Below are 20377 nucleotides of genomic sequence, written 5' to 3'. Positions count from 1 at the left end.
AGCGAGAACACGGTGGCGGCCGCAAGCACTTCGGGCACCTCGCTCTCGACGATGCGCTTGGCGAGCCCCTCGGCGATCGCGGTCTTGCCGACGCCGGCTTCGCCGACGAACAGCGGGTTGTTCTTTTGGCGGCGGCACAGCACCTGGATCGCGCGGTTGATCTCGGCATTGCGCCCGATCACCGGATCGATCTTGCCGTCCCTCGCCTTCTTGTTGAGGTTGACGCAATAGGTCTCGAGCGCCTCACCTTTCTTCTTGGAATCGTCGTTGCCTTTCGTCTCGGTCTCCTCGTCGACGCCGCGCACGGGACGCGTCTCGGAAACTCCGGGGCGCTTGGCGATGCCATGGCTGATGTAGTTCACCGCGTCGTAGCGGGTCATGTCCTGCTCTTGCAGGAAGTAGGCCGCGTGGCTCTCGCGTTCGGCGAAGATCGCGATCAGCACGTTAGCGCCGGTGACTTCCTCGCGCCCCGACGACTGCACATGAATGACGGCGCGCTGGATGACGCGCTGGAAGCCTGCGGTCGGCTTGGCGTCCTCGCTGCCATCGGTCACGAGATTCTCGAACTCGGTCTCGAGATAGTTGACGAGACTGCCGCGCAGCTTGTCGAGATCGACGCTGCAAGCACGCATGACCGCCGCCGCATCGGAGTCGTCGATCAGCGACAGCAGCAGGTGTTCGAGCGTCGCATATTGATGATGACGCTCATTCGCGATCGCCAGCGCGCGATGCAGGGATTGTTCTAGGCTCTGGGAAAAAGTCGGCATTCGCGTCCTCTATGGCCCCCGACCATCATGATCGCCGTTACCCGGTCAGGCAACAGCAACCTTTGACATATTTAGTTACACTACATTCGCGGCGGAAGACCGGTCCGTTGACTCAATGTAACGCGTCATCGGCAATTTTGATGCAAAACCCGTTCCGATTTAGGCAGATTTGATGCGACCCCGGGTTTTTTCGCAGGGGTCCACCGGCCAACGGGAAATTGATCGGCAGGCTGGGATCGTGCCGTCCCCGACCGCTTTCAAATAAATACCGTGGGCTTCTGACCCGAAAGGGCATCACGCTCAAGAGACGTTCGCGCGTCCCAGCGCGTCCTTCCAGCAAGCGAGACTCGAAGTCTCGCTTGCGGAGAGCACTTTCGCGCTATTTCTTTTCCATCACGCACTGCAGAGGGTGCTGGGATTTCCGCGCGAAATCCATCACCTGCGTCACCTTCGTTTCGGCGATCTCGTAGGTGAAGACCCCGCACTCCCCGATCCCGTGATGGTGGACGTGAAGCATGATCTTGGTCGCGGCTTCAACGTCCTTCTGGAAAAATTTCTCCAGCACAAGCACCACGAACTCCATCGGGGTGTAATCGTCGTTCAGGATCAGCACGCGATAGAGGTTGGGCCGCTTGGTCTTCGGCTTGACCTTGGTGATGACCGACGTCGTCGGTCCAGTGCTCCCGCCTGAACGGTGCTCGTCGTTGTTCGAGCGGGATGCGGATGTGGCGAATGCCGCCGGTTGTGCGGGTTCTGGTCTATAGGTTGGCTGCGACATGGTACAAGCGTTCGACATTCCCGCGGGAACCTTGAAGGAACCCAGTGAAGCCCTCCCGCCGGAGCTATCCTGGCGTCCCAGACAATTCTGTTGCGGATCGTCATGCCAGCTGGTCAACCCCGGTCGGTCGATCGATGTAGAATATGGTCGCTGCCTCCCCTCCCGCAAGCGCGCCATCGGCTGCCTGAAAGGGGGCGGTCCCGACCCGACGATCCATCCCTAGCTTAATCAATCCTGATCGATTTGACAAAATCTGAGAGGACCTGGTTTTACCCAGCATTAACGATCGAGCCGGCTCATTCGGCCGGTTCGCGAGCCGCGTTGTCTCCCCCGCGTTCTGCGACTTGATTCACCCCATATAGCCGCGCAACCTCGTATGGCCGCCAAGTTTACGATGGCTGGCCTAATGTCTCTTGCATGTATACGCCTTTCCGCCGCTAAGCCCGCCGCCTGGGCCAGCGCGGGACGGAAAAATCGCGGCCATGTTTGCGCTCGCCATGCTGCCCGCTTTGAGCCTTCATCGGAGCCCTTGGCGCGCTCGGCGATGCAGTCCGCACGCGAGAGGACGGCGCTAATGTCGCACTGGTGCTCGACGACAGCGGCTGGATGGCCAATTACAACAGGACCGGCGCGCTGCAGACCGCCGCCAAGAACCTGATGACCCAGCTCTCGGCGCTCGCGCAAAACAACGCCGATGTCTACATCTCCGTGGTGCCGTTCGAGATCCCGAACGGTTGCGTGACCGGCCGTGACCAGAGCGACGACGTCAACGCCACCGCTATTCGAGCCAGCGACGCGCGGATGAAGGGGTTGTGCGACAACGTCGAGGCGTGCGGCGTCACCAATTATACCGTGCAGATCGACACTGACGGCACAGGCCACTCGGCGGTGTTGCCTATTGCACCAGCAGTTCGTCCAATTCTTCATGCTGACGCAATCGAGCCGGATCGCGGCCGCCTTCTCGCAGACCGGTAACCAGATTTCCAAGCTGCGGGTCGCAAAGGAAAAAGCCGGCCGAAACGGCCGGCTTCTGATCATGACTGGCTCGATCTCGGAGCGATCATCGCGCCGGGGGCGTAAACTTCGCAACCAACCCCTCGATCGGCCTGAAGGCCTGCTTGGCCAGATCGCCATACAGTCCCGCGATCTTCTGGGAGTCGGCGATCAGCGTCTCGTATGCCGACTTGGCATATTCGCTTTGTGCCTCGATCGCCTTGTCGAGTGATTTCACGCCCGAGAGCTTCTCGACAAACGCCTTGGTGTCCTCGAACGACTTCTTAGTGTAGTCGCCATAGGCCGTCGCGATCGCGTGGAGGCCGCTCTGGACGCCGCTGGCCGAACTCACGACCTGCTCGAGCTGCTCCTTGCCGTAGTTCTGAATGTCTTCAACCTTGAACATCGTGGCATCCCTTTCCCGGACGAGCGCAAGAGGCCGCGAAACAGCGACACCTTGGCGTGACGCGATCCATATCGCGCCGCACAATCGCCGTCAAGAAATTTGTGCGGCGCACAAAAGCGACTTTTCGCGGAATTCTGTGGATTCCCGAAAGGGTTGCTTAATCATTTGGAAACTCGCCCCCCCTAACCTGATTCCTGGCCTGTTGGTTTCCAAGGCACAGAAAAATTCTGTTTTGGAGCAACACCTTAGATACATGCCGCAGCGAAACCAGAATCCGCACCCTGATTGGGCGGGATCGGTGCTTTGGGCTGGTCAGGTCGGCGGGCGTCGGGCACAATTTCGCCTCACGAACGGGTGATCAAGTCAAAAACTGGGACGAGGATTTCATGCTTCGCAAAAACTTGGCCTCCTCGCGCCTGATGCGTGTTGGCGTTTTCGGACTGGTGTCGATCACCGCGGCCATCGTCGCGAGCGATAGCGCGGATGCGCGGCACCTTCGGCAGCGGCATCATGCCCGCCACGCGCATCATGACGCGGAAGAGAGCTACAGCCCGGCGTTTGCTTCCATCATCGTCGACGGAAACTCCGGTGCGACGCTGACGGCGACCAACCCGGACGGGATGCGGCATCCCGCTTCCCTCACCAAGATGATGACGCTCTATCTGCTGTTCGAGCGGCTCGATGCGGGCAAGATGAAGCTCGACACGGAGATGCCTGTATCCGAGCACGCCTCCGATCAGGATCCGACCAAACTCGACCTGCGCCCCGGCCAGACCATCCGTGTCGAAGACGCCATCAAAGGACTGATCACGCGGTCCGCCAACGACGCCGCGGTCGTCATTGCCGAGGCCATCGGCGGCGACGAAGAAAATTTCGCCAAGCTGATGACGCGCAAGGCACATGCGCTCGGCATGAGCCGCACCGTCTATCGCAACGCGTCCGGTCTTCCGAACGACGAGCAGGTGACGACGGCGCGGGATCAGTCGATCCTTGGCCGCGCGTTACAGGACCGCTTCCCGCGCTACTACCGCTATTTCTCAACGACAGCCTTCACCTTTCGCGGCCGGACGATCCGTGGCCACAACCACCTGCTCGGCAGTGTCGAAGGCGTCGACGGCATCAAGACCGGCTACACCCGCGGATCGGGCTTCAATCTCGTGACCTCGATGCATCGCGGCAATCGTTTCCTGATTGGCGTCGTGCTGGGCGGGCACAGCGGCAACTCGCGCGATGCGATCATGCGCAACCTGCTCGCGGAGAATCTCGAGAAGGCCGCGACCAAGCGCAGCGTCGCTGCGATCACCGAACGCAATGCAAATGAGTCGAGTGCCGACGTTGCGGACGCCGAAACGACACCGGCGCAGCCGGCTCCCATGCAGCTCGCCTCCGCCGATCCGGCCGAATCGCCGGCATCTGCCCCGGCACCCGCGCAGCCAGCGGCGCCTGCAAAGCCTCGGGTCGAGCCCGCGCCGCTGACATCCGGGGTGATCCAGACGCAGCCGATCGCCACCATCCCCGGCTCGACCGAGCCGATGAAGCCGGTCAAGGTGAGGACCGTTCAGGTCAAGGCGCAGCCGGTCAAGCTGGCTTCGGTCACGCCGCCACAACCTTCGCCGCCGACCACGAGTTCGGTTGCTCCCGTGCGCCCGGAAAGCGCAGCTAGCTCCAACGCCGCCGGCGCTGCTGCAAAGCCGGTCGAGAAGGCCGAGTTCGCCAAGCCGGAGCCGAGCCGTCCCGAAACGCCCCCCGCGGCGATGCCGCCACAGCCTCCGGGATTCGGCACCGGCAATGGCATTCTCGGCGTGCTGCCTGCGTCGAGCCTGCCCCCGAGCTCTTCCAACCAGGCGATGGCCTATGCCGAACCGGCGCCAGCGCAGTCCCAGCCGCCGACCAGCGCCAGCAAGCCCGCAGTGCTACACAGCGGCTGGATTGTCCAGGTCGGTGCACTGGATAGCGAGGACGAAGCACAGCAGCGCATCGAGGCGGCCCGTGACAAGGCTCGCGGACTGCTCAGCAAGGCTGATCCGTTCACCGAAACCGTGATCGCCAAGGGCGATCACAAACTCTTCCGTGCCCGTTTTGCCGGGCTCGACCGCGACAAGGCCGAGGCGGTCTGCAAGGCGCTGAAGCGGGCCGAGATTTCCTGCATGACCGTGCGCAACTGATCCTCTGCCAAGCGCTTGACAATCAAGCCCGCATCGCAAGGTGCGGGCTTTTTTCGTAATAGGCCCGCCGCCCATTCGTGAGCGGCCGGCGTTGCAACCACTCGTCAAGACTTTGCAGTTAAATCTAACGCAGTGTGAAGATCCAGCACGCCGGCAACGGCGGGCGATCAAAGGTTGGGCGTCTTGCAGAGCAGAAGGCGGTAGCGGCTTTCGGTCTGTGGCGTTGGTTGCCGGAGTCAGCTGTGATGCGTACGAAGCAGAGTATCCTTGGCCTCGTTTACCCGGGCGGCGAGGTACGTCGACCCCCCCTGGTCGGGATGCAGTTTCTTCATGAGCGAGCGGTGGGCGCGAGCGATCTCGTCGCGCCCCGCACCCGGCTGCAAGCCAAGGATCTGATAGGCCTCCTCCTCCGTCATTTTTCCGCGCGCCGCCGCGCCGCGCTGCCCCCCTGCCCCGTCACCCTGCGCGTGCTGACGCCAGGCGGGAAAGCGGCGGTCCAGATAACTTTCAAGTAGCGCGGCACTCTCGGCGTCGAAGCCTCCGATCATTGCTGCGAGTTGGGGCAGGTCGAAGTCATCGAGCGACCGGCCGGCATTGGGGCCGCTGATAAAGCGGCCGGCGATCTGACCGCTGCCATGGTCGAGAATCATTTCGATGAGCTGCGAGCGGACCTGGGAGGTCTGTCCCGACCCGCGGGGGTCGCCGCTGCCGAAAAGTCCGCCGATACCGCCAAACCCCTGCGTTCCGAATGGCACCCAGCCCAGCAAACCCGCACCGAAGATGCCGATCGGGATCGCGACCGCGAACTCACCCCTGACGCCCGTGAACGCGGCGACCGCTAACGAGACGACGCCGCCCACGATCTTGAGGGCGCGTGCAAGCACGGCCGGATTGGCCGCGCGAAACATCTGCAGCAAACTGTAAAGGACGACGACGGCGATGACGCCGGCAATCAGGGTCGGCATGGCCAGAATATTATAATATCAGTGGCGGCAAAAATCACGGCGCCAGGGCCGGTTTGTTCCGGGAAACGGCAGCGACACATCCCTTCACTTGAGCTGTCCGAGCAATTTGGCCGCGCCCCCTTCCTGCGCCGACAGCCGCTTGAGCGCGTCCCGGCCGCCCACGGCATATGCCGTAGCTGCCCGCAACAATTCCCGCAGCTGTGCGGCGGCGCCGGGATCGAAGCGGCACCAAGCTCCGCCGCTCAGGCGCGCAATTTCGCCGAACGCCTGTTCGGCCACCGCGTCGGCACCCTCCTGGAACAGGAACACCGGCACCTTGAGCATGCCGAGTTCGCCGGCCTTGGCGCAGAGATCGTCGATCTTCTCCTCCATCGCATCGCCGATGAACACCACTGCGCGGACACCGGAGACTGCCGCCTCGCGGCGCGCCGCCGACAGCACGCGTCCGATCTGGGTATCGCCGCCCCGGCAATCGATCTTGCTCATGAGTCTCGCGAGCTTGGCGCTATCGGAGATCCAGGACGTGGCACGGCATTCGTCGAAGCCACGGTAGTAGATGAGACGGATATCGAGACTGCCGAGCGCGGCCGCTTCGCGGAACATGTCGGCCTGCAACGCGCAGGCCATGTCCCATGTCGGTTGCCGGCTCATCGTGGCATCCAGCGCAAAAATCAGCCGCGCTCTGCCACTTGAGGACTGCGGCGCCGTCGCGCGCGCCCTGGCAACGAAGTCGGCAATTTCCTGGGAGGTCGAGGACCTGGCATCCGGCAGCGATCCAGCCTTGTCCGTCATGGACTGGGCCGATGTCGTATCACCAGGTCGGGAGATGGTCGGCTCGCCGGACATTGGTGCTCTCAGGGACCGTCCAGCCTGCTGTCGAGGCGGACGCCACGGGTTCGATGCACCAGTTGATAGCGAACACAGGGGACGGCAAGTCCCCCCGACAAAAACGTCAGAGGTCAGTGCGTGAGCTGCTTGTCCGCTTGAGCCTGGACCGGCGCATAGGGGGCAACCGGACCAGGCTCGACAAGCGGCGAAACCTTGGTCTCTACCGGCGCAACGTCGCCAGTATCGGTGTCGGCGAGGAACTTATCCAGCATGCCCTGTATCGATTCCTTGGCGGAGTCCGGCCCGGTGTCGCGCATATCGTTATGCTGGAATCCGGTTTGAACAACGGTGATCCCGGCCTTTTCGCACTCCTCGCTGCTCGGGATCACGCCGGGATCGGTCTTGAACTGCGGATCTTTGGAGCGAAACGACAGAATCTTGAACTTGCCCGAGGTGACGAAAGGCACGCGCAGATTATCGAGCGTCACCACTTTCTTGACGCGGTCGGGATACTGCTTGGCGAAATACATCGTGATGTCGCCGCCCATTGAATGCCCGACCACGGTGAGATGGTCGTAGTCCGCATTCGGCTGAACCTTCTTCATTTCCTCGACGGCGAATTTGATGTTGGCGACGCCACGCTGAATCTGCGTCAGCCGTCCGACATACAATTCGCCCACCTTGGTCACCATCGGCGCGTCCGTCGGCAGATCGTGCTGAATGCTGATCGCGATATAACCGCGCGCCGCAAAGACGTTGGCGAGGAAGGAGTATTCCGTAAACTTGACCGTGTTGCCGTGATTGAGGACGGCGACCGGAAGCGTGATCATGCCGGCATCGGCCTGCACCTCACGGTCGCGCCGCACGGCGATATCAACCTGGACTGGGCGATTGTCGCGTGATGCGTCCAGGAACGTCATGGTCTGGTGATGAATGGCCCACTTGCTCGCGGTGAAATAGGACACGGCGGCAAGGGCGCTGACACAGACCAGAACGGCAATTCCACGCTTCATGTTCGTCCTCAGAATGCGACTTGTCGCAGGGCTTCTGGCTTGGAATTCTGTCCTTAATATATGTCACACCGCCGTGACAGGAAGGCTAAATATTGTGAATTGACCGCCTGATCACTGTGCGTCGCAACCAGATCTTGTGCAATTGCGAAGGACCGTTCACCCGTGCCCGGAACCGACTTTCGGACGCAACTCGTCAAAGTGCAGTTCACTCAGTCCGTAAAGATCACGTAAAAACAAAAACAGGCCAGAACTTGGCAGGTTCCGGCCTTGAGCGTCCGTACAACTACGGGGAACGGATGCCCGAGCGGTGTCCTAGTGGGGCCGCTCGCCATTCCGCCGGTCAGGCGCTGATGATATCGTGAACTTCGAGCGGCTGGTCGACCTGGCTGAACCATTCCGCGCGATTGGCCGCGCGGCGCCGGCCGCGTTCGTCGAGCGGCAGCTTGAGTTGGCGCAGCAGGCTCGTCACCTCCTCGCGTGCCGTCACATGGCCGAGATTCGGGCGGGTGCCGAGGGTCGCCTCATCGATGTCGTCGAGCGCAGTCAGGCCGCGCGGAAAGAACTCACGATAGACCACGCGCTCGGCAAACCCGTCGATCGAACGGAAGCCGAGCCTGAGCGCGAGGTCCTTCAGGCCGTCGGCGACCAGTTGCTTGTTGCGCGATCCCAGCATCGACAGGCGATTGCGCACCACAATCCAATCGGTAGTCGCGCCGTCGAGCTGGCGTCGCTTGCGCCGGGCGTCGCGCACCATCTCGGCATAATGGCTTTCCCCGACAACGGCGTAGGTCGCGGGATCGACCGTGCCGAGCACGTCGAAATCCAGAAAACTGTCGTTGATGGGTGTGACCAGCGTGTCGGCCATCGAGTGGGCGAGGCGCATCAGGTAGCTGTCGGTTCCCGGTGTGTCGATCACGATGAAATCGAACGCACGCTCGACCGCGCTGACCGCTTCCATGAACTGAAGAAACTCGGCGTTCTCGTTGTCGGCGATCTGCATCGTCTCGCCGAGCTTAAAGCAGTAATGCGTCGGCAACTCGAGGTTGATGCCGGTACGCCGGGCCCAGGAGCTGCGATTGTTGATGTAGCGGGTGAAGCTCTGCTGCCGGCAGTCCAGGTCGATGGTTGCAACGCGTTGTCCGGCCTTCATCAGCGCAACCGCGATGTGCAGTGCGGTGGTCGATTTGCCCGAACCGCCCTTCTCATTGCCCAGCACGACGACATGCGCCGAGCCCGATTGCCCTTGGCTAGCCTGCACCAGCATATTTGACCCCTGCAAATATCTTCGAGTCGCGCGCGACTGCGGTCAAGTGAAATGCGCGCGCGTATTCTGAAATCCCTCGACGTGTGCTTTTTAATCATGAATCGCAGCATCAACGCACCGCCGACTAAAATGGATTCACATGAATGATGCAGGTCAATGATGCAGGTCGCGCGCCCGCCGCATGGGCAAGTGATTCGCAAGCGGCTCGGATCTGGCGTCGCGCCGAGGAAAATCGCCATAGAAGTGAAAGCGAGCAGTTGCGCCGATGCCAATCATGGGTGCGCTTGGCGACGTGCACATGTCGCGGGTGCAGATTGCAAATCGAGGCACAACTCGCGCTGCGACGTTTTCGAGCCCAATTCGCAGTCGAAAACTTCAGCGCGGCCCGCAGTTTCACGGAGGATGCGAGCTGCGACGATCGTCAACGGTTCCGGAATTCTGACACCGATGTCATGTTCGGTGAACTTCGACAGCACCGTTCTTATCGCTCGGCAGCGATCGGCAAGTTCATCGGCTCGAAAGGCGAGCGCCGCGACCATCATCGGCCTCGTCCAAGGCGACGCGTTGTGTACTCATTCCGGGAGCTGCGTCCTACAGCAATCCGAGATCGCGCAGTTCGCGTCGCATCGGTTCCGGCATCGCGGCGACACCTGTAGCCTCGGCCCTGCCGAAATCCGCCGGAGTTGCATCCTCGGTCAGATATCGCCATCCCTGGAACGGACGCATCGGCCGCGGCGAGACCGCGATCACCTTCGGCTGCATCACCAGGCGGCATCGTCCGATCCCGTCGCGGTCGCGGAACGGCTCGATCGCGATGATCTTCTCCCGGGCGGCGATCTCGCCTCGGATCACCCAATAGAGCGATCCGCCGGCCAGAATGTCGTCGATCCGCTTCGGCGTCATCCGCGTGATGTGGACGTGACGTTGCGGAAGCCCCTGCTTTTTCGCAGTCTTCATGCGTTCCGCGATCCAGTCCTTGAGCTCCTTGACCGACTCGCAGCCCACGGCAAGCTTGATGAGATGAAGCGGCATATTTTTTGACCGGCGCCTCGATTGTCCGATCCGTCGAGACCAGAGCCGAGGTTCCCTAGCTTGTTCTCGATCGCAGAGTTTCTCGTTCGTCCATCGATCGACGACTAGACGCTATAACGAGCGCCCACCGCCATTGGAAGAATCATTCCCGCGCCACCGCCGGCGGTGCCGATGCCTCTGGGGATATCTGCACGGGCGCCGCCGGTGGCGTCGCGCGTGCCTGCTTGGGGGCTGCCGCTGGTGCCGCAGGCGGCTTCTTCGCTGCCGGAGCCGGCGAAGCCGCAGGTGCCGCGGCCGCCGCGCCCGCCGGGGGCGGAGTTCCCTTGGATGCGGCCGCCGGACGTATCCCTGTGCCGGGCTCCGGCGTCATGATGCTCACAGGCGGCGTCGAGGCCGCTGTGGGAAACTCGGCATTGGTGGGCCGGCCGACCAGCACTGAGGACCCGAGCGGTCCCTGCGGCGAGACCAGCGATCCCTGAGCCGCAAGCGGCGCTCCCGGCGCGAGCTGCCCCGGCGCCGCTGCTGCCGAGGCCGAACCTTGCGGCGGCGACTGAGGCATGTTCCACGCCGCCGCGTAGCGCGCAATCAGGCTGTCATAGGTGCGGGCTTCCATATTGGCGATGATCTGCCGCCGGTTGCTGATCGCGCGGAAAACCGCGCAATCCGAAGGCGTGCAACGGTATCGCTCGGTGAGGATATGCGCGATGAGCCCGTAGCGATCGCGCTCCACTGCCTGCCGCAGCGACATCAGGTCGGGTGTCATGTCCTGGTTGGCGGAGGCAACGTCACCGTAGGTCGCCAGCCGCTCGATTTCGGAGGCCGCATAGCTCACAGCCGCTGCGGCAACCTCGGCGGAACTGAACAGATCCTTCTCGCAGGCGGCCAGAACGATATCGCCGGCCAGGTCCTCGATACAGGCGAGCGCCGGCAAAGTCATGCTCGGCGTCGTCGCTTCCCGCGCCTCCCTCGGCATCGCCATGGTGCGGCCCGCCGGCCCGAGGCGGTCGATGGTCGCGGCCACGGCGACGCCAACCGCAAGCAGCGTGATGATCGTCAATGCGCCATTCGCCGCCGACTTGTCGGCACGAAGCATCGTGATCAGCACCACGAGTCCGAAGAAGCCCGCAGCCGCCAGCGTCACCCACATCGGAAAGGCCGGTGAGCGCAGGACTTGGTCGAGCGATGTGGCCCATGCCCAGTTCATGCGCAATCATCCCTCACGCCGCTTGGAGCGCCTTGAATTACGTTGAATGCCGATTTGCGGCACTCAACTGGCGGAATGGTTCTGCGAACGGGGTATTTTGGCGGCGACGAACAGGTTCCGTTGCGCCAAGCCCTCTCGCAGCGTTTCCATCAGGCGATCGACGAAATCGGAGCTCCTGCATGCGATCGCGAGCGAGATCATTGCCCAGCGCGAGCGCGCCGGCAACCCCGCTAGCGCAAGGTCCCGGTGGAGTGTTCAGGAGACGACAAGTTGACTTTCCTTGGCGACCCGTTCGAACGCCTCGGTCGAGCTCTTGATGCGGTATTGACAGTCGTCGCCCTCGGTCGGCAGCAGCCGGATGATTTCATAGGTACCGCTCGCAGCCGGACGCGAGACATTGCTCGCGGTAAAGTAGACGGTCGCTCCGACAGGGAATTTGTGCTTCAACGCGCTCTCCATCACGCAAATGTGCCCGGCCGCGCCACGGTCCCCGCTGCGTCGGCCGGCTAGAACACGTGGATTTGTATAGCACGCGCCGTCCGCCATTGGCCAGTGGCATCCCAGCATGGCTAACCTGAGAATCCGGAAGGTTTTTCAATGCCCTAGATGAGGCGCCTGCTCTTCTTACCGGCGGCGGGAAGAGCCAGGCGCGCCGCGGGCGCTTCAGGCCGAATGTGGCAGCTTTCCGTCCGGGCTTGCGTGATCCACAGCCTTGGGCAGTTGCTGAGCCAAGATTTCGGAAAGCTGATCCACAGGAATGTTGTACCTGGCGGCCAGCTGCCGCACCACATCACTGCCCAGCACTTGCCGCAACTGATCGGCCGAGATCGGCAGGTTCTGGCCCGTTCCGATCCAGGACTTGACCTGATCTCCGAACCCGGCCTGCTCCAGCTTTGCCACGATGGCGTTGAGCCCGCCGTGGCTGCCGGTCCCCATCACCTCACCAAGCACCGCCGGAAGCACAGCCGCACCGAGCTGGCTGAGCGCGTTTCTCAGCGCCGGTGAGTTTTCCAATGAGTCGAGAATTCCCATCGCCAATCCTCCCTGCTGCGAGGCGCTATGCCGCCCGGTGGATTCAGACCGGCTTCACCCCGATCCGTCAAGGAGTGGCGGCAGTCATAATCCGCCTCGCCTCAAACCTGCTCGAACCGGTCGATCACCAGCGTCTCGGCAAGACCTGCTTCGGTCCATTGTGCGAATGCGGGCAGCGCCATCATCGTTTCCATATAGGCCTTGACCTGTGGTGCCACCTCGATCGCATAGGTGCGAAAGCGATGGACCACGGGCGCGAACATCGCATCCGCGGCACCGAAGGCGCCGAACAGAAATGGACCCTCGTGACCGTAGCGCTCGCGGCAGTCAGTCCAGATCTCCTGGATGCGCGCGACATTGGTTTGCGCATCCGCCGACAGCGTGATGGGACGGATCGGGCGGTGCAGATTCATGCCGCACTCGCCGCGAAGCGCCTGAAAGCCGGAATGCATCTCGGCCGAGATGGCACGCGCATATGCACGGCAGGCGCGATCTTCCGGCCACAGCCGGGCTTCTGGAAAGCGCTCGGCGAGATATTCGATGATGGCGAGCGAATCCCAGACCGTAATGTCGCCGTCGATCAGCGTCGGGACCTTGCCCGCGGGCGAAAAGCTCAGAATCTTCTGCTTGTCGGCATCGCCGGTGTAGAGCGGGACGAAGATCTCCTCGAAGTCGATGCCGCTCGCCCGCAGCGCGAGCCAGGGCCGCATCGACCAGGATGAATAGTTTTTGTTGCCGATCACGAGCTTCAACGTCATCCCTCGCACGCCTTGTTCAGCTATACGCTCACATCCGGGACGGCAGCCTACCTCACCGCGTCCTCGTCGCAACATCACGGCCGGGCCGGTAACGCGCCCGGCGAGGGATACAGCATGGCCCCATATCTCGTCGATAGCCTCGCGGTCGCGTTCTTCGCCCTCGAATGGCTCGTCTACGCGGTCACGCTGGAGCACACTGCCTATGGCCGCGACAGCCTGTCGGCGCGGATGAATGCCTATCGCGAGATCTGGGTCAGGCGCATGCTCGATCGCGAGGCACGCATGGTCGACATGCAGATCATGGCGTCGCTGCAGAACGGCACGGCGTTCTTCGCCTCCACCAGCCTGCTCGCGGTCGGCGGTGGTCTGGCGCTGCTTCGGGCGACCGACGACGCCCTGAACATCCTCAAGAAGCTGCCCATCGACATCAGCCCCGCGCCCGCGCTGTGGGAGATCAAATGCCTGGGGCTGATCCTGATCTTCGTCTACGCCTTCTTCAAATTCGCCTGGGCGTACCGCCTGTTCAATTACGTGGCGATCCTGTTCGGTGCGATGCCTCCGTCCGGCAAGCGCGATGCGCCGGAGGCCGAGGCGCATGTCATCCGCACCTCCCGCCTGTTCGAGGCCGCCGGCCGCCACTTCAACCGCGGCCAGCGCGCATTTTTCTTTGCGCTCGGCTATCTCGGCTGGTTCGTCAGCCCATGGGTCCTGTTCGTGACGACCGGAGCCGTCGTCATCGTGACCTGGCGACGCCAATTCGCGTCCAATGCCTGGCGGGCCATGGGGAGCTAGCGTATCGACGCTGACATCAACCAGTGAAATCCTGCGGCGTGAAGGTCAGGTCGATCACCTTCCATTCGCCATAGCGGTCCCTGGGTAGCATCGCGTAGGGCTGGCAGGCCTGCAACGCGCTGATCGCGCCTTGCATCAACAGCGGTCCCTTCGCGGAAGCGCTGGCTTCAATCAGGATCGGCTCAGCCGCCAGCGTGCCATCGGCGGCCATCAGGACGCGCAGCTTGATGAAGACGTTGTCGGATGGCGAAATCGACGCCGGCAGCTTCGAACAGGTTTTGAGACGCCGGCGAAACTGCGCTTTCAGGCTGGAGTCGACATCGGCGGCGACTGAGGCTGTCGCATCGATGCCGTCGCCGGGCTTGTCGGCAGGTGACGAAGGCGGCGGCAACTCGCCGGGCAGGCCCAGCAGCACATGGTATTTCACCGTCAGGTCGGGTTCGGGCGGCGTGTAGCCAAGCGCCGGCGAGGCTGGGGCAGCCGGCGGCGTGCGCGGCGCAGGGCCGACATCCCGCCGTGCCGCTTGAGGTGACGGCTGCTGCGGCGGCGCGCTCGCAGATCGCGATGCTGGCTCGGGCGGCGCCGCCTGGGGGGTGGCGGGAGCGGCAGCCTGTTTCGGTTGTTCGGCCGTGGCGGGCGCCGCGGCCGGCTTGTCGGGCGGGGGCACTTGCGGAACCGGCGTCGGCACGGGGGTCGGTTCCGGCTTCCTCTCAGCTTCCTCCGCCGTGACGATATCGACCGTGATCGGCTCGGCGGGAGCCACGCCAAACGGATGCACCTCGGCGAACAGAATCACCAGCGCAACGATCGACAGATGCGCGACCGCCGACGCCGCAACGCCCGCCCCTCTATCGTGCCGCCACTCCACGTCAGGTCGTCATCGGCTCGCATATCCCCAGGAGGTGATCAGGCGCGACGGAACACAAGGTGATGTCGCTTGCGAGAACCGCTCGCGTGCCCTGCAACGCCCAGCTGTCGAGCATAGCCGGCCTTGCCGCAACCTCAATCCCATTTCGGGGCAAAGGCGAAATCGGTCAGGCGCCCCCCAGAACTTCCCATCGCCGAGATTTCGTTCATTTCCTCGTCGTTCAGCTCGAAATCGAAGATCTCGATGTTCTCCGACAACCGCTCGATCCGCGAGGTGCGGGGGATTGCCGCAACGTTCTGCTGCACGAGCCAGCGCAGGCAGATCTGGGCCGGGCTCTTGCGATGAATGCGCCCGAGCCGGACCAGGGTCGGATCGGTCTTGATCCGGCCCTTGGCTACCGGGCTATAGGCGACGAGCGCCATGCCGTAACGGGTGCAAGCCTCCAGAACCTTGGTCTGATCGAGATAGGGATGATATTCGACCTGGTTGCAGACCAGCGGCTCCGGACAGGCGGCCACCGCCTGATCCATCAAGGCCACGGTAAAATTCGAGACGCCGATGTGCCGCGTCAGGCCAAGTCGCTTGGCATGGGCGAGTGCGCCCAGCGTTTCCGACAACGGGACATGCGGATTGGGCCAATGCAGCAGCAGAAGGTCGACTTCGGGAAGCCGCAGGCGCACCAGGCTTTCCTTGGTCGAACGCTCCAGATCGTGGGGGGCAAAATGATTGGTCCAGATCTTGGTCGTGAGGAAAACTTCGTCGCGCCGGACGCCGGAGGAGCGAATGCCCTCCCCGACCTCGCGCTCGTTCTCGTAGGCCTGGGCGGTGTCGATGTGACGATAGCCGAATTTCAGTGCCTGCTCGACGATGCGCGCGCATTGCCGCCCGCGCAGTTCCCAGGTCCCAAGCCCGATTGAGGGGATCCGTGCACCATTGGCCGCGATGATCTTCATGGGCGGATACTCTCAGAAAAGCGCGCACATTATGTCCCCTCGGCGGCGCTCTGCCAACGGGAGCTTCGCCTCTGGCTCAAGCCTTGGCTAAGGCCGCAAACACCGTCTCGGGGGCATGCGCGATGACGGCGAGCAGCGCCCGTGCCGGGCCGCGCGGCGCGCGCTTGCCCTGTTCCCAGTTCCTGATGGTCTCCACGGGAACGCCGAGCTTCTCAGCAAATTGCTGCTGGGTCAGCTGCGCGCGCCGGCGCAGATCGCGCACGCCCGGCAGGCCCCGTGTGGCTGCAACGAGCGAATCCGGCTGCAACGGGAATTCCTGCCCGTCCCGCAACTCGACAATCCGCCCATCGGCCTTCAGACGCAAACGCTGCATGATCCCGGTCCCTTTCGCCCGGGGATCATCGGCGAGCCGCGTTAAGGGCGGATTAACGATAAAAGCGCTTGGGCAAAAAGGCTATTTCAGGCCGAACCAGAGCGTTGCGATGCCGAGGAACGAAAAGAAGCCGACGACATCCGTCACGGTCGTGACGAAGGTGCCGGAGGCGACGGCGGGATCGACCCGCACCCGTTCCAAGGCCATCGGAATCAGGATGCCGCCGAGGGCGCCGGCCACGAGATTGCAGACGATCGCGAGCCCGATCACGACGCCGAGGCCGGGGACATTGAACCAGGCAACCGCCGCAACGCCCGTGATGAGCGCGAACGCGAGGCCGTTCAAAAGGCCCACCAGACTCTCGCGCAGCACGACGCGCCAGGCGTTGCTGGCGCCGAGCTCGCGGGTCGCAAGCGCCCGGACGGCCACCGTCATGGTCTGAGTCGCTGCGTTGCCGCCCTGGCTCGCCACGATCGGTGCGAGCACCGCCAGCGCCACCATCTTTTCGAGCTGCCCCTTGAACAATCCGAGCACCGATGCGGCAAGGAAGGCGGTCGCCAGGTTCACGAGCAGCCAGTTGAATCGGCCCCTGGCGATGGTCCAGACGCTGTCGGACAGTTCTTCGTCGCTGGGAATGCCGCCGAGCGCCTTGATTTCCTCATCGGCTTCTTCCGCGATGACGTCGACGACATCGTCGACCGTAATGACGCCGACCAGCCGATCGTCGCGATCGAGCACAGGGGCGGTGACCAGATTGTACTTGCCGAACAGCCGGGCCACCTCCTCCTGATCATCCATCACTGAGACCTTGCGGCGATCCTGATCGATCAGGTCGGCCAGCAGCACCGGTCGGCGTGCGCGCAGCAGCGCATCGAGCGGCACTGCGCCCTGCCAGTGCCGATCACTCCCGACGGCATAGATCTCGTAGAACCGATCAGGCAGATCGGGGGTTTCGCGCAAATAGTCGATCGCCTGTCCGACGGTCCAGCTCGGCGGCAGCGCGATGAAATCGGTCTGCATCCGCCGCCCTGCGGAGTTTTCCGGATAATCGAGGCTGCGCTCCAGCACGTCGCGCTCGGAGGGCGGCAGCTTTTCGAGGATCTCCTCCTGCTCGGCCTCGTCGAGCGCCTCGAGCAGTTCGACGGCATCGTCGGACTCGAGTTCCCGCACGCCCTCCGCAACCGTCTCCGGCTCGAGTTCGTCCAGGATTTCCTCGCGGACGGTATTATCCACCTCATTCAGCGCCGAGAAGTCGAAGTCGGCTCCGGTCAGTTCCACCAGGCTGACGCGATCCTCCGCCTCCAGCGCGGCGATCAGATCGCCGAGGTCGGCTTCGTGCAGGTCGGCAACGACAGCGCGCAACATCTCGGCATCGCCCGCCTTGATCGCGCCGGCGATGCGCTCGACGAAGGCGCGGCGGATCTCGCCATCCTCTCCGCGCATTGCAATGCGATCGAGCGGGGCCGCCTCGTCGGTGCGGGGAACGTCGATTTGTTCGCTCATGACGTGCGTCCCCGGTTTGACAGACTTGCTCAAGTCGTCATTATCGATCGAGCCTTACCCAATCGGAAACATCCGGCGCAATGGAAAATATGCCGCGGCACAGATGGCTTCCCTCAGCGGTCGGCGCGTTGCTGGCCTTGTCCGCAATGGCCGCCGCGGCAGAGGCTGCCGACTGCCCGCGCGAGGGGACGCTTGGGACGTCGCGCGTTCTTGCCGTCGATCCCAAGCTCTACCCTCGGGTCGGCCTCAAGAGCTTTCCGCAGACCCTGCCCCTGCATGACCACGAGGTCGTGCTGACCTTCGATGACGGTCCCTCCCCGCTGACCACGCCAAAAGTGCTTGCGGCGTTGGCGAAGGAGTGTGTCCACGCGACCTTCTTCCTGATCGGCGAGCATGCGGCCGATCATCCGGATCTGGTGCGGCGGATCGCGGCGGATGGAAACACGGTCGGGCATCACACCTGGGACCATCCAAGCCTGCCGAAGATCAGCCTGAGCCGCGCGACTGACGAGATCGATCATGGCATTGCCGCCGACGAGTTGGCCCTCCATGGCGTCGCAGCGGCGACACCGTCCACGCCGTTCTTCCGCTTTCCCAACTTCGAATCCTCGCCGGCCCTGCTCGACCTGTTGCAGTCGCGCGAGATCGCCGTGTTCGGCGCAGACTTCTGGGTCAGCGACTGGATCAGGATGACGCCGGAACAGGAGTTCAAGCTGCTCGTTGGACGATTGAAGAATGCCCGCAAAGGCATCATCCTGATGCACGACACCAAGGCCTGGACTGCCGCGATGCTGCCTACTTTCCTGCGTTATCTTCGCGACAATGGCTATCACGTGGTGCATCTCGTGCCACTCGCGCCGGACAGTGGCGCAAAGCAGCTCTGACTGCCGGCTCGGATCTCCGGAGTTTTAACCGGAATGGGCGGTGAAATCCGGAGGGCCGGTGGATGACGGATTGTTCAGGCTGGGTTCACCGCGTGGCGGCTATTGGTTGGGGTTCTTGCGGGTATACATAAGATGTGATGGCAGGCCCAGGGCGAATCCGGGAAACGGGCCGTTCGGCATTTGTTGGATTTGCCGGTCTTGGAATGGAAATACAGGTGGTGCGTCATGGCGGTTGAGCGTTCTGGTCGCGTCCGGATCCGATGGCAAGCGATTTCCGGTCTTGGATTGTTGGCCTGGCTCGTTGTCGCCCAAGGAGCCGCCGCCGCCGATTGCCCTGGCCATCCCGACGCGATCGGAACCTCGCGGACGCTTGTCGTCGACCCCACCGAGCATCCGCGGATCGGCGCGATGCAATACAAGGAAACGCTTCCGCTTCACGACCACGAGGTGGTGCTGACGTTCGACGACGGGCCGTTGCCGCGCTACAGCAACCAGGTCTTGCAGATCCTGGCCGATCAGTGCGTCCTCGCGACCTTTTTCACGATCGGCGATCAGGCTAAGGCCAATCCTGAGGGCGTCCGCAAGCTCGTTGCGGCCGGCCATACGGTGGGCACCCACACCCAGTCGCATCCGCTCGGCTTCGAACGGTTGCCGATCGAGCGCGCGCAGCCGCAGATCGACCAGGGCATCGCGTCGGTGACCGCGGCGATGACCGATCCATCCGGGCTCGCGCCGTTCTTCCGCTTCCCGGGCCTCGAGCGCTCCGATGTTGCCGAGCGCTATCTCGCCTCCCGCGGGATCCAGGTCTGGAGCGCCGACTTTCTCGCCGACGATTGGCGACACATTTCGTCCAACCAGGTCTTCGAGCTCGCGATCACGCGGCTGGAGGCGAGAGGCCGGGGCATCATCCTGCTGCACGACATTCAGGCCCGTACCGTCGCGGCGCTGCCCCGCTTCCTGCACGAACTCAAGGTTCGCGGCTACCATATCGTCCACGTCGTGCCGGCAACGGCCGACCGGGTCGCGACCGCAACCGAGCCACAGGAATGGCAGCTGCATCCGGTTTCGGAAACCGTACCGATCGCGCGCTGGCCAAAAGTTCCTGAACTCGATATCGCCGCAGACGTCACCCTTCCCGCTCCCACGCTCTCGGACCTGGGCGCGCTTGATGGCGAACTGCTGATGAACGAATCTTTCGCGGCGACGCGCCGGCCCAATGGCGTGCCCCTCCCACGCCAGGCGCCCTGGCCACGCGAGATTGGCGTCATTCCGCACAACGCCGATAGCGCCCTGCCCGTGCCGGCAGCCGATCTGTTCGAGATCGCCGAAAAGGTGCATGCGCCGGTCGAGGCCGTGCCGCTGGTTGCGCGCGCGTTGGAGCACGCGCCCAGCAGCGCGCGCGAGGCGACGCCGGCCCGATCGCTTGCGATGCATACGACCAAGTCCCCCTCGCGCCGATCCCACGGGCGCCATATCGGGCGGAGTGGTCATCAGAAGTCGCCCGTCGCGAGTGCGGATCGCAGCGCATCCGAACGCGAGGCTCCGGACAATGCCAGGAGCAAGCCGCCGGTCCGGATTGCAAGCTTGAAGAAGCGCTGAGCCGGCGCAAGCCGTCTCATCCACCAAGCGAACGCGAGAACCGCAGGCCGCGGCTTATGCCGTCTTCCCAGTCGCGCGAATGTCGAACGCGAGCCCCATCGCGGCAAGCGATGTCTCGGGCATGGGATGCGTCGCGCGGGGTTCGGCCGGGTTGCCGTCAACCTCGGAGGCAGGTAAGGGGCTTGCGGGGACCCCAACAA

Annotated in this window: 22 protein-coding genes; 5 read left to right on the top strand and 17 right to left on the bottom strand. The window is 63.3% G+C overall.

The genetic code is table 11. The features are described 5' to 3' along the window. Positions 1-767 (bottom strand): Clp protease N-terminal domain-containing protein (locus tag JOZ76_RS17450; RefSeq protein ID WP_291700116.1); only part of this gene is annotated, 767 nt, incomplete at its 3' end. A gap of 379 nt (positions 768-1146) precedes the next feature. Continuing rightward, complete coding sequence (gene clpS / locus JOZ76_RS17445; RefSeq protein WP_291700121.1) at positions 1147-1545, bottom strand: ATP-dependent Clp protease adapter ClpS; 399 nt, start codon at positions 1543-1545, stop codon at positions 1147-1149. 585 nt (positions 1546-2130) lie between these two features. Between clpS and JOZ76_RS17440 the strand changes: the two genes are divergently transcribed. After that, positions 2131-2520, top strand: a complete 390-nt coding sequence (locus tag JOZ76_RS17440) for a hypothetical protein (protein ID WP_291700114.1) — start codon at positions 2131-2133, stop codon at positions 2518-2520. 85 nt (positions 2521-2605) lie between these two features. Here JOZ76_RS17440 and JOZ76_RS17435 read toward each other — a convergent pair whose 3' ends face one another. Further along, positions 2606-2944, bottom strand: a complete 339-nt coding sequence (locus tag JOZ76_RS17435; RefSeq protein WP_291700112.1) for a phasin family protein — start codon at positions 2942-2944, stop codon at positions 2606-2608. 386 nt (positions 2945-3330) lie between these two features. Between JOZ76_RS17435 and JOZ76_RS17430 the strand changes: the two genes are divergently transcribed. Then, a complete protein-coding gene (locus JOZ76_RS17430; RefSeq protein WP_291700111.1) occupies positions 3331-5109 on the top strand; it encodes a D-alanyl-D-alanine carboxypeptidase in 1779 nt (592 codons plus the stop codon). Between the two features lie 236 nt (positions 5110-5345). Here the strand turns inward: JOZ76_RS17430 and JOZ76_RS17425 are convergent, their stop codons facing one another. From JOZ76_RS17425 to JOZ76_RS17380, 10 genes are all read right to left on the bottom strand, one after another. Continuing rightward, the gene (locus JOZ76_RS17425; protein ID WP_291700110.1) at positions 5346-6074 is read right to left on the bottom strand and encodes a DnaJ domain-containing protein; all 729 of its coding nucleotides are present in this window, start codon (positions 6072-6074) and stop codon (positions 5346-5348) included. 84 nt (positions 6075-6158) lie between these two features. Further along, entirely contained in the window at positions 6159-6920 is a 762-nt protein-coding gene (locus JOZ76_RS17420) for a VWA domain-containing protein (RefSeq protein WP_291700108.1), read from the bottom strand. Positions 6921-7033: 113 nt separating this feature from the next. Beyond that, positions 7034-7915, bottom strand: a complete 882-nt coding sequence (locus tag JOZ76_RS17415) for an alpha/beta fold hydrolase (RefSeq protein ID WP_291700107.1) — start codon at positions 7913-7915, stop codon at positions 7034-7036. Between the two features lie 340 nt (positions 7916-8255). Next, positions 8256-9179 (bottom strand): division plane positioning ATPase MipZ, encoded by a 924-nt coding sequence (locus JOZ76_RS17410; RefSeq protein ID WP_291700105.1) that lies wholly within the window; start codon positions 9177-9179, stop codon positions 8256-8258. 272 nt (positions 9180-9451) lie between these two features. Further along, entirely contained in the window at positions 9452-9718 is a 267-nt protein-coding gene (locus JOZ76_RS17405; protein WP_291700103.1) for a hypothetical protein, read from the bottom strand. 52 nt (positions 9719-9770) lie between these two features. Beyond that, on the bottom strand, positions 9771-10211 hold the full coding sequence (locus tag JOZ76_RS17400; RefSeq protein WP_291700101.1) for a DUF1489 family protein: 441 nt from the start codon (positions 10209-10211) through the stop codon (positions 9771-9773). A 142-nt stretch (positions 10212-10353) separates the two neighbouring features. Beyond that, positions 10354-11415: a hypothetical protein gene (locus JOZ76_RS17395; protein WP_291700099.1), complete on the bottom strand. Its 1062-nt coding sequence runs from the start codon at positions 11413-11415 to the stop codon at positions 10354-10356. Positions 11416-11670: 255 nt separating this feature from the next. Continuing rightward, on the bottom strand, positions 11671-11874 hold the full coding sequence (locus tag JOZ76_RS17390) for a hypothetical protein (protein ID WP_291700119.1): 204 nt from the start codon (positions 11872-11874) through the stop codon (positions 11671-11673). Between the two features lie 204 nt (positions 11875-12078). Beyond that, the gene (locus JOZ76_RS17385) at positions 12079-12447 is read right to left on the bottom strand and encodes a YidB family protein (RefSeq protein ID WP_291700097.1); all 369 of its coding nucleotides are present in this window, start codon (positions 12445-12447) and stop codon (positions 12079-12081) included. 101 nt (positions 12448-12548) lie between these two features. Continuing rightward, positions 12549-13205: a glutathione S-transferase family protein gene (locus tag JOZ76_RS17380; protein ID WP_291700095.1), complete on the bottom strand. Its 657-nt coding sequence runs from the start codon at positions 13203-13205 to the stop codon at positions 12549-12551. Between the two features lie 114 nt (positions 13206-13319). Here JOZ76_RS17380 and JOZ76_RS17375 point away from each other — a divergent pair, with 114 nt between their 5' ends. Next, entirely contained in the window at positions 13320-13997 is a 678-nt protein-coding gene (locus JOZ76_RS17375; RefSeq protein WP_291700093.1) for a DUF599 domain-containing protein, read from the top strand. A gap of 16 nt (positions 13998-14013) precedes the next feature. On the opposite strand, the gene JOZ76_RS17370 is transcribed toward JOZ76_RS17375, so the two are convergent. The 4 genes from JOZ76_RS17370 to mgtE form a co-directional block, all read right to left on the bottom strand. Continuing rightward, the gene (locus JOZ76_RS17370; RefSeq protein WP_291700092.1) at positions 14014-14865 is read right to left on the bottom strand and encodes a hypothetical protein; all 852 of its coding nucleotides are present in this window, start codon (positions 14863-14865) and stop codon (positions 14014-14016) included. Between the two features lie 134 nt (positions 14866-14999). Then, positions 15000-15818 carry an aldo/keto reductase gene (locus JOZ76_RS17365; RefSeq protein ID WP_291700090.1) on the bottom strand — a complete coding sequence of 273 codons (819 nt, stop codon included), beginning with the start codon at positions 15816-15818 and terminating at the stop codon, positions 15000-15002. Positions 15819-15894: 76 nt separating this feature from the next. Next, positions 15895-16191 carry a helix-turn-helix domain-containing protein gene (locus JOZ76_RS17360; protein ID WP_291700088.1) on the bottom strand — a complete coding sequence of 99 codons (297 nt, stop codon included), beginning with the start codon at positions 16189-16191 and terminating at the stop codon, positions 15895-15897. A gap of 81 nt (positions 16192-16272) precedes the next feature. Next, entirely contained in the window at positions 16273-17694 is a 1422-nt protein-coding gene (gene mgtE, locus JOZ76_RS17355; protein WP_291700086.1) for a magnesium transporter, read from the bottom strand. Positions 17695-17774: 80 nt separating this feature from the next. Between mgtE and JOZ76_RS17350 the strand changes: the two genes are divergently transcribed. Next, on the top strand, positions 17775-18578 hold the full coding sequence (locus tag JOZ76_RS17350; protein ID WP_291700084.1) for a polysaccharide deacetylase family protein: 804 nt from the start codon (positions 17775-17777) through the stop codon (positions 18576-18578). A gap of 288 nt (positions 18579-18866) precedes the next feature. Beyond that, positions 18867-20177 (top strand): polysaccharide deacetylase family protein, encoded by a 1311-nt coding sequence (locus JOZ76_RS17345; protein ID WP_441300049.1) that lies wholly within the window; start codon positions 18867-18869, stop codon positions 20175-20177. The last annotated feature ends 200 nt before the right edge of the window (positions 20178-20377 follow it).

This window comes from Bradyrhizobium sp. (assembly GCF_019244115.1).
Classification (GTDB): Bacteria; Pseudomonadota; Alphaproteobacteria; order Rhizobiales; family Xanthobacteraceae; genus Bradyrhizobium.
Note: the sequence above shows the minus strand (reverse complement) of the source record. Positions and strands in the feature narration are given on the sequence as shown.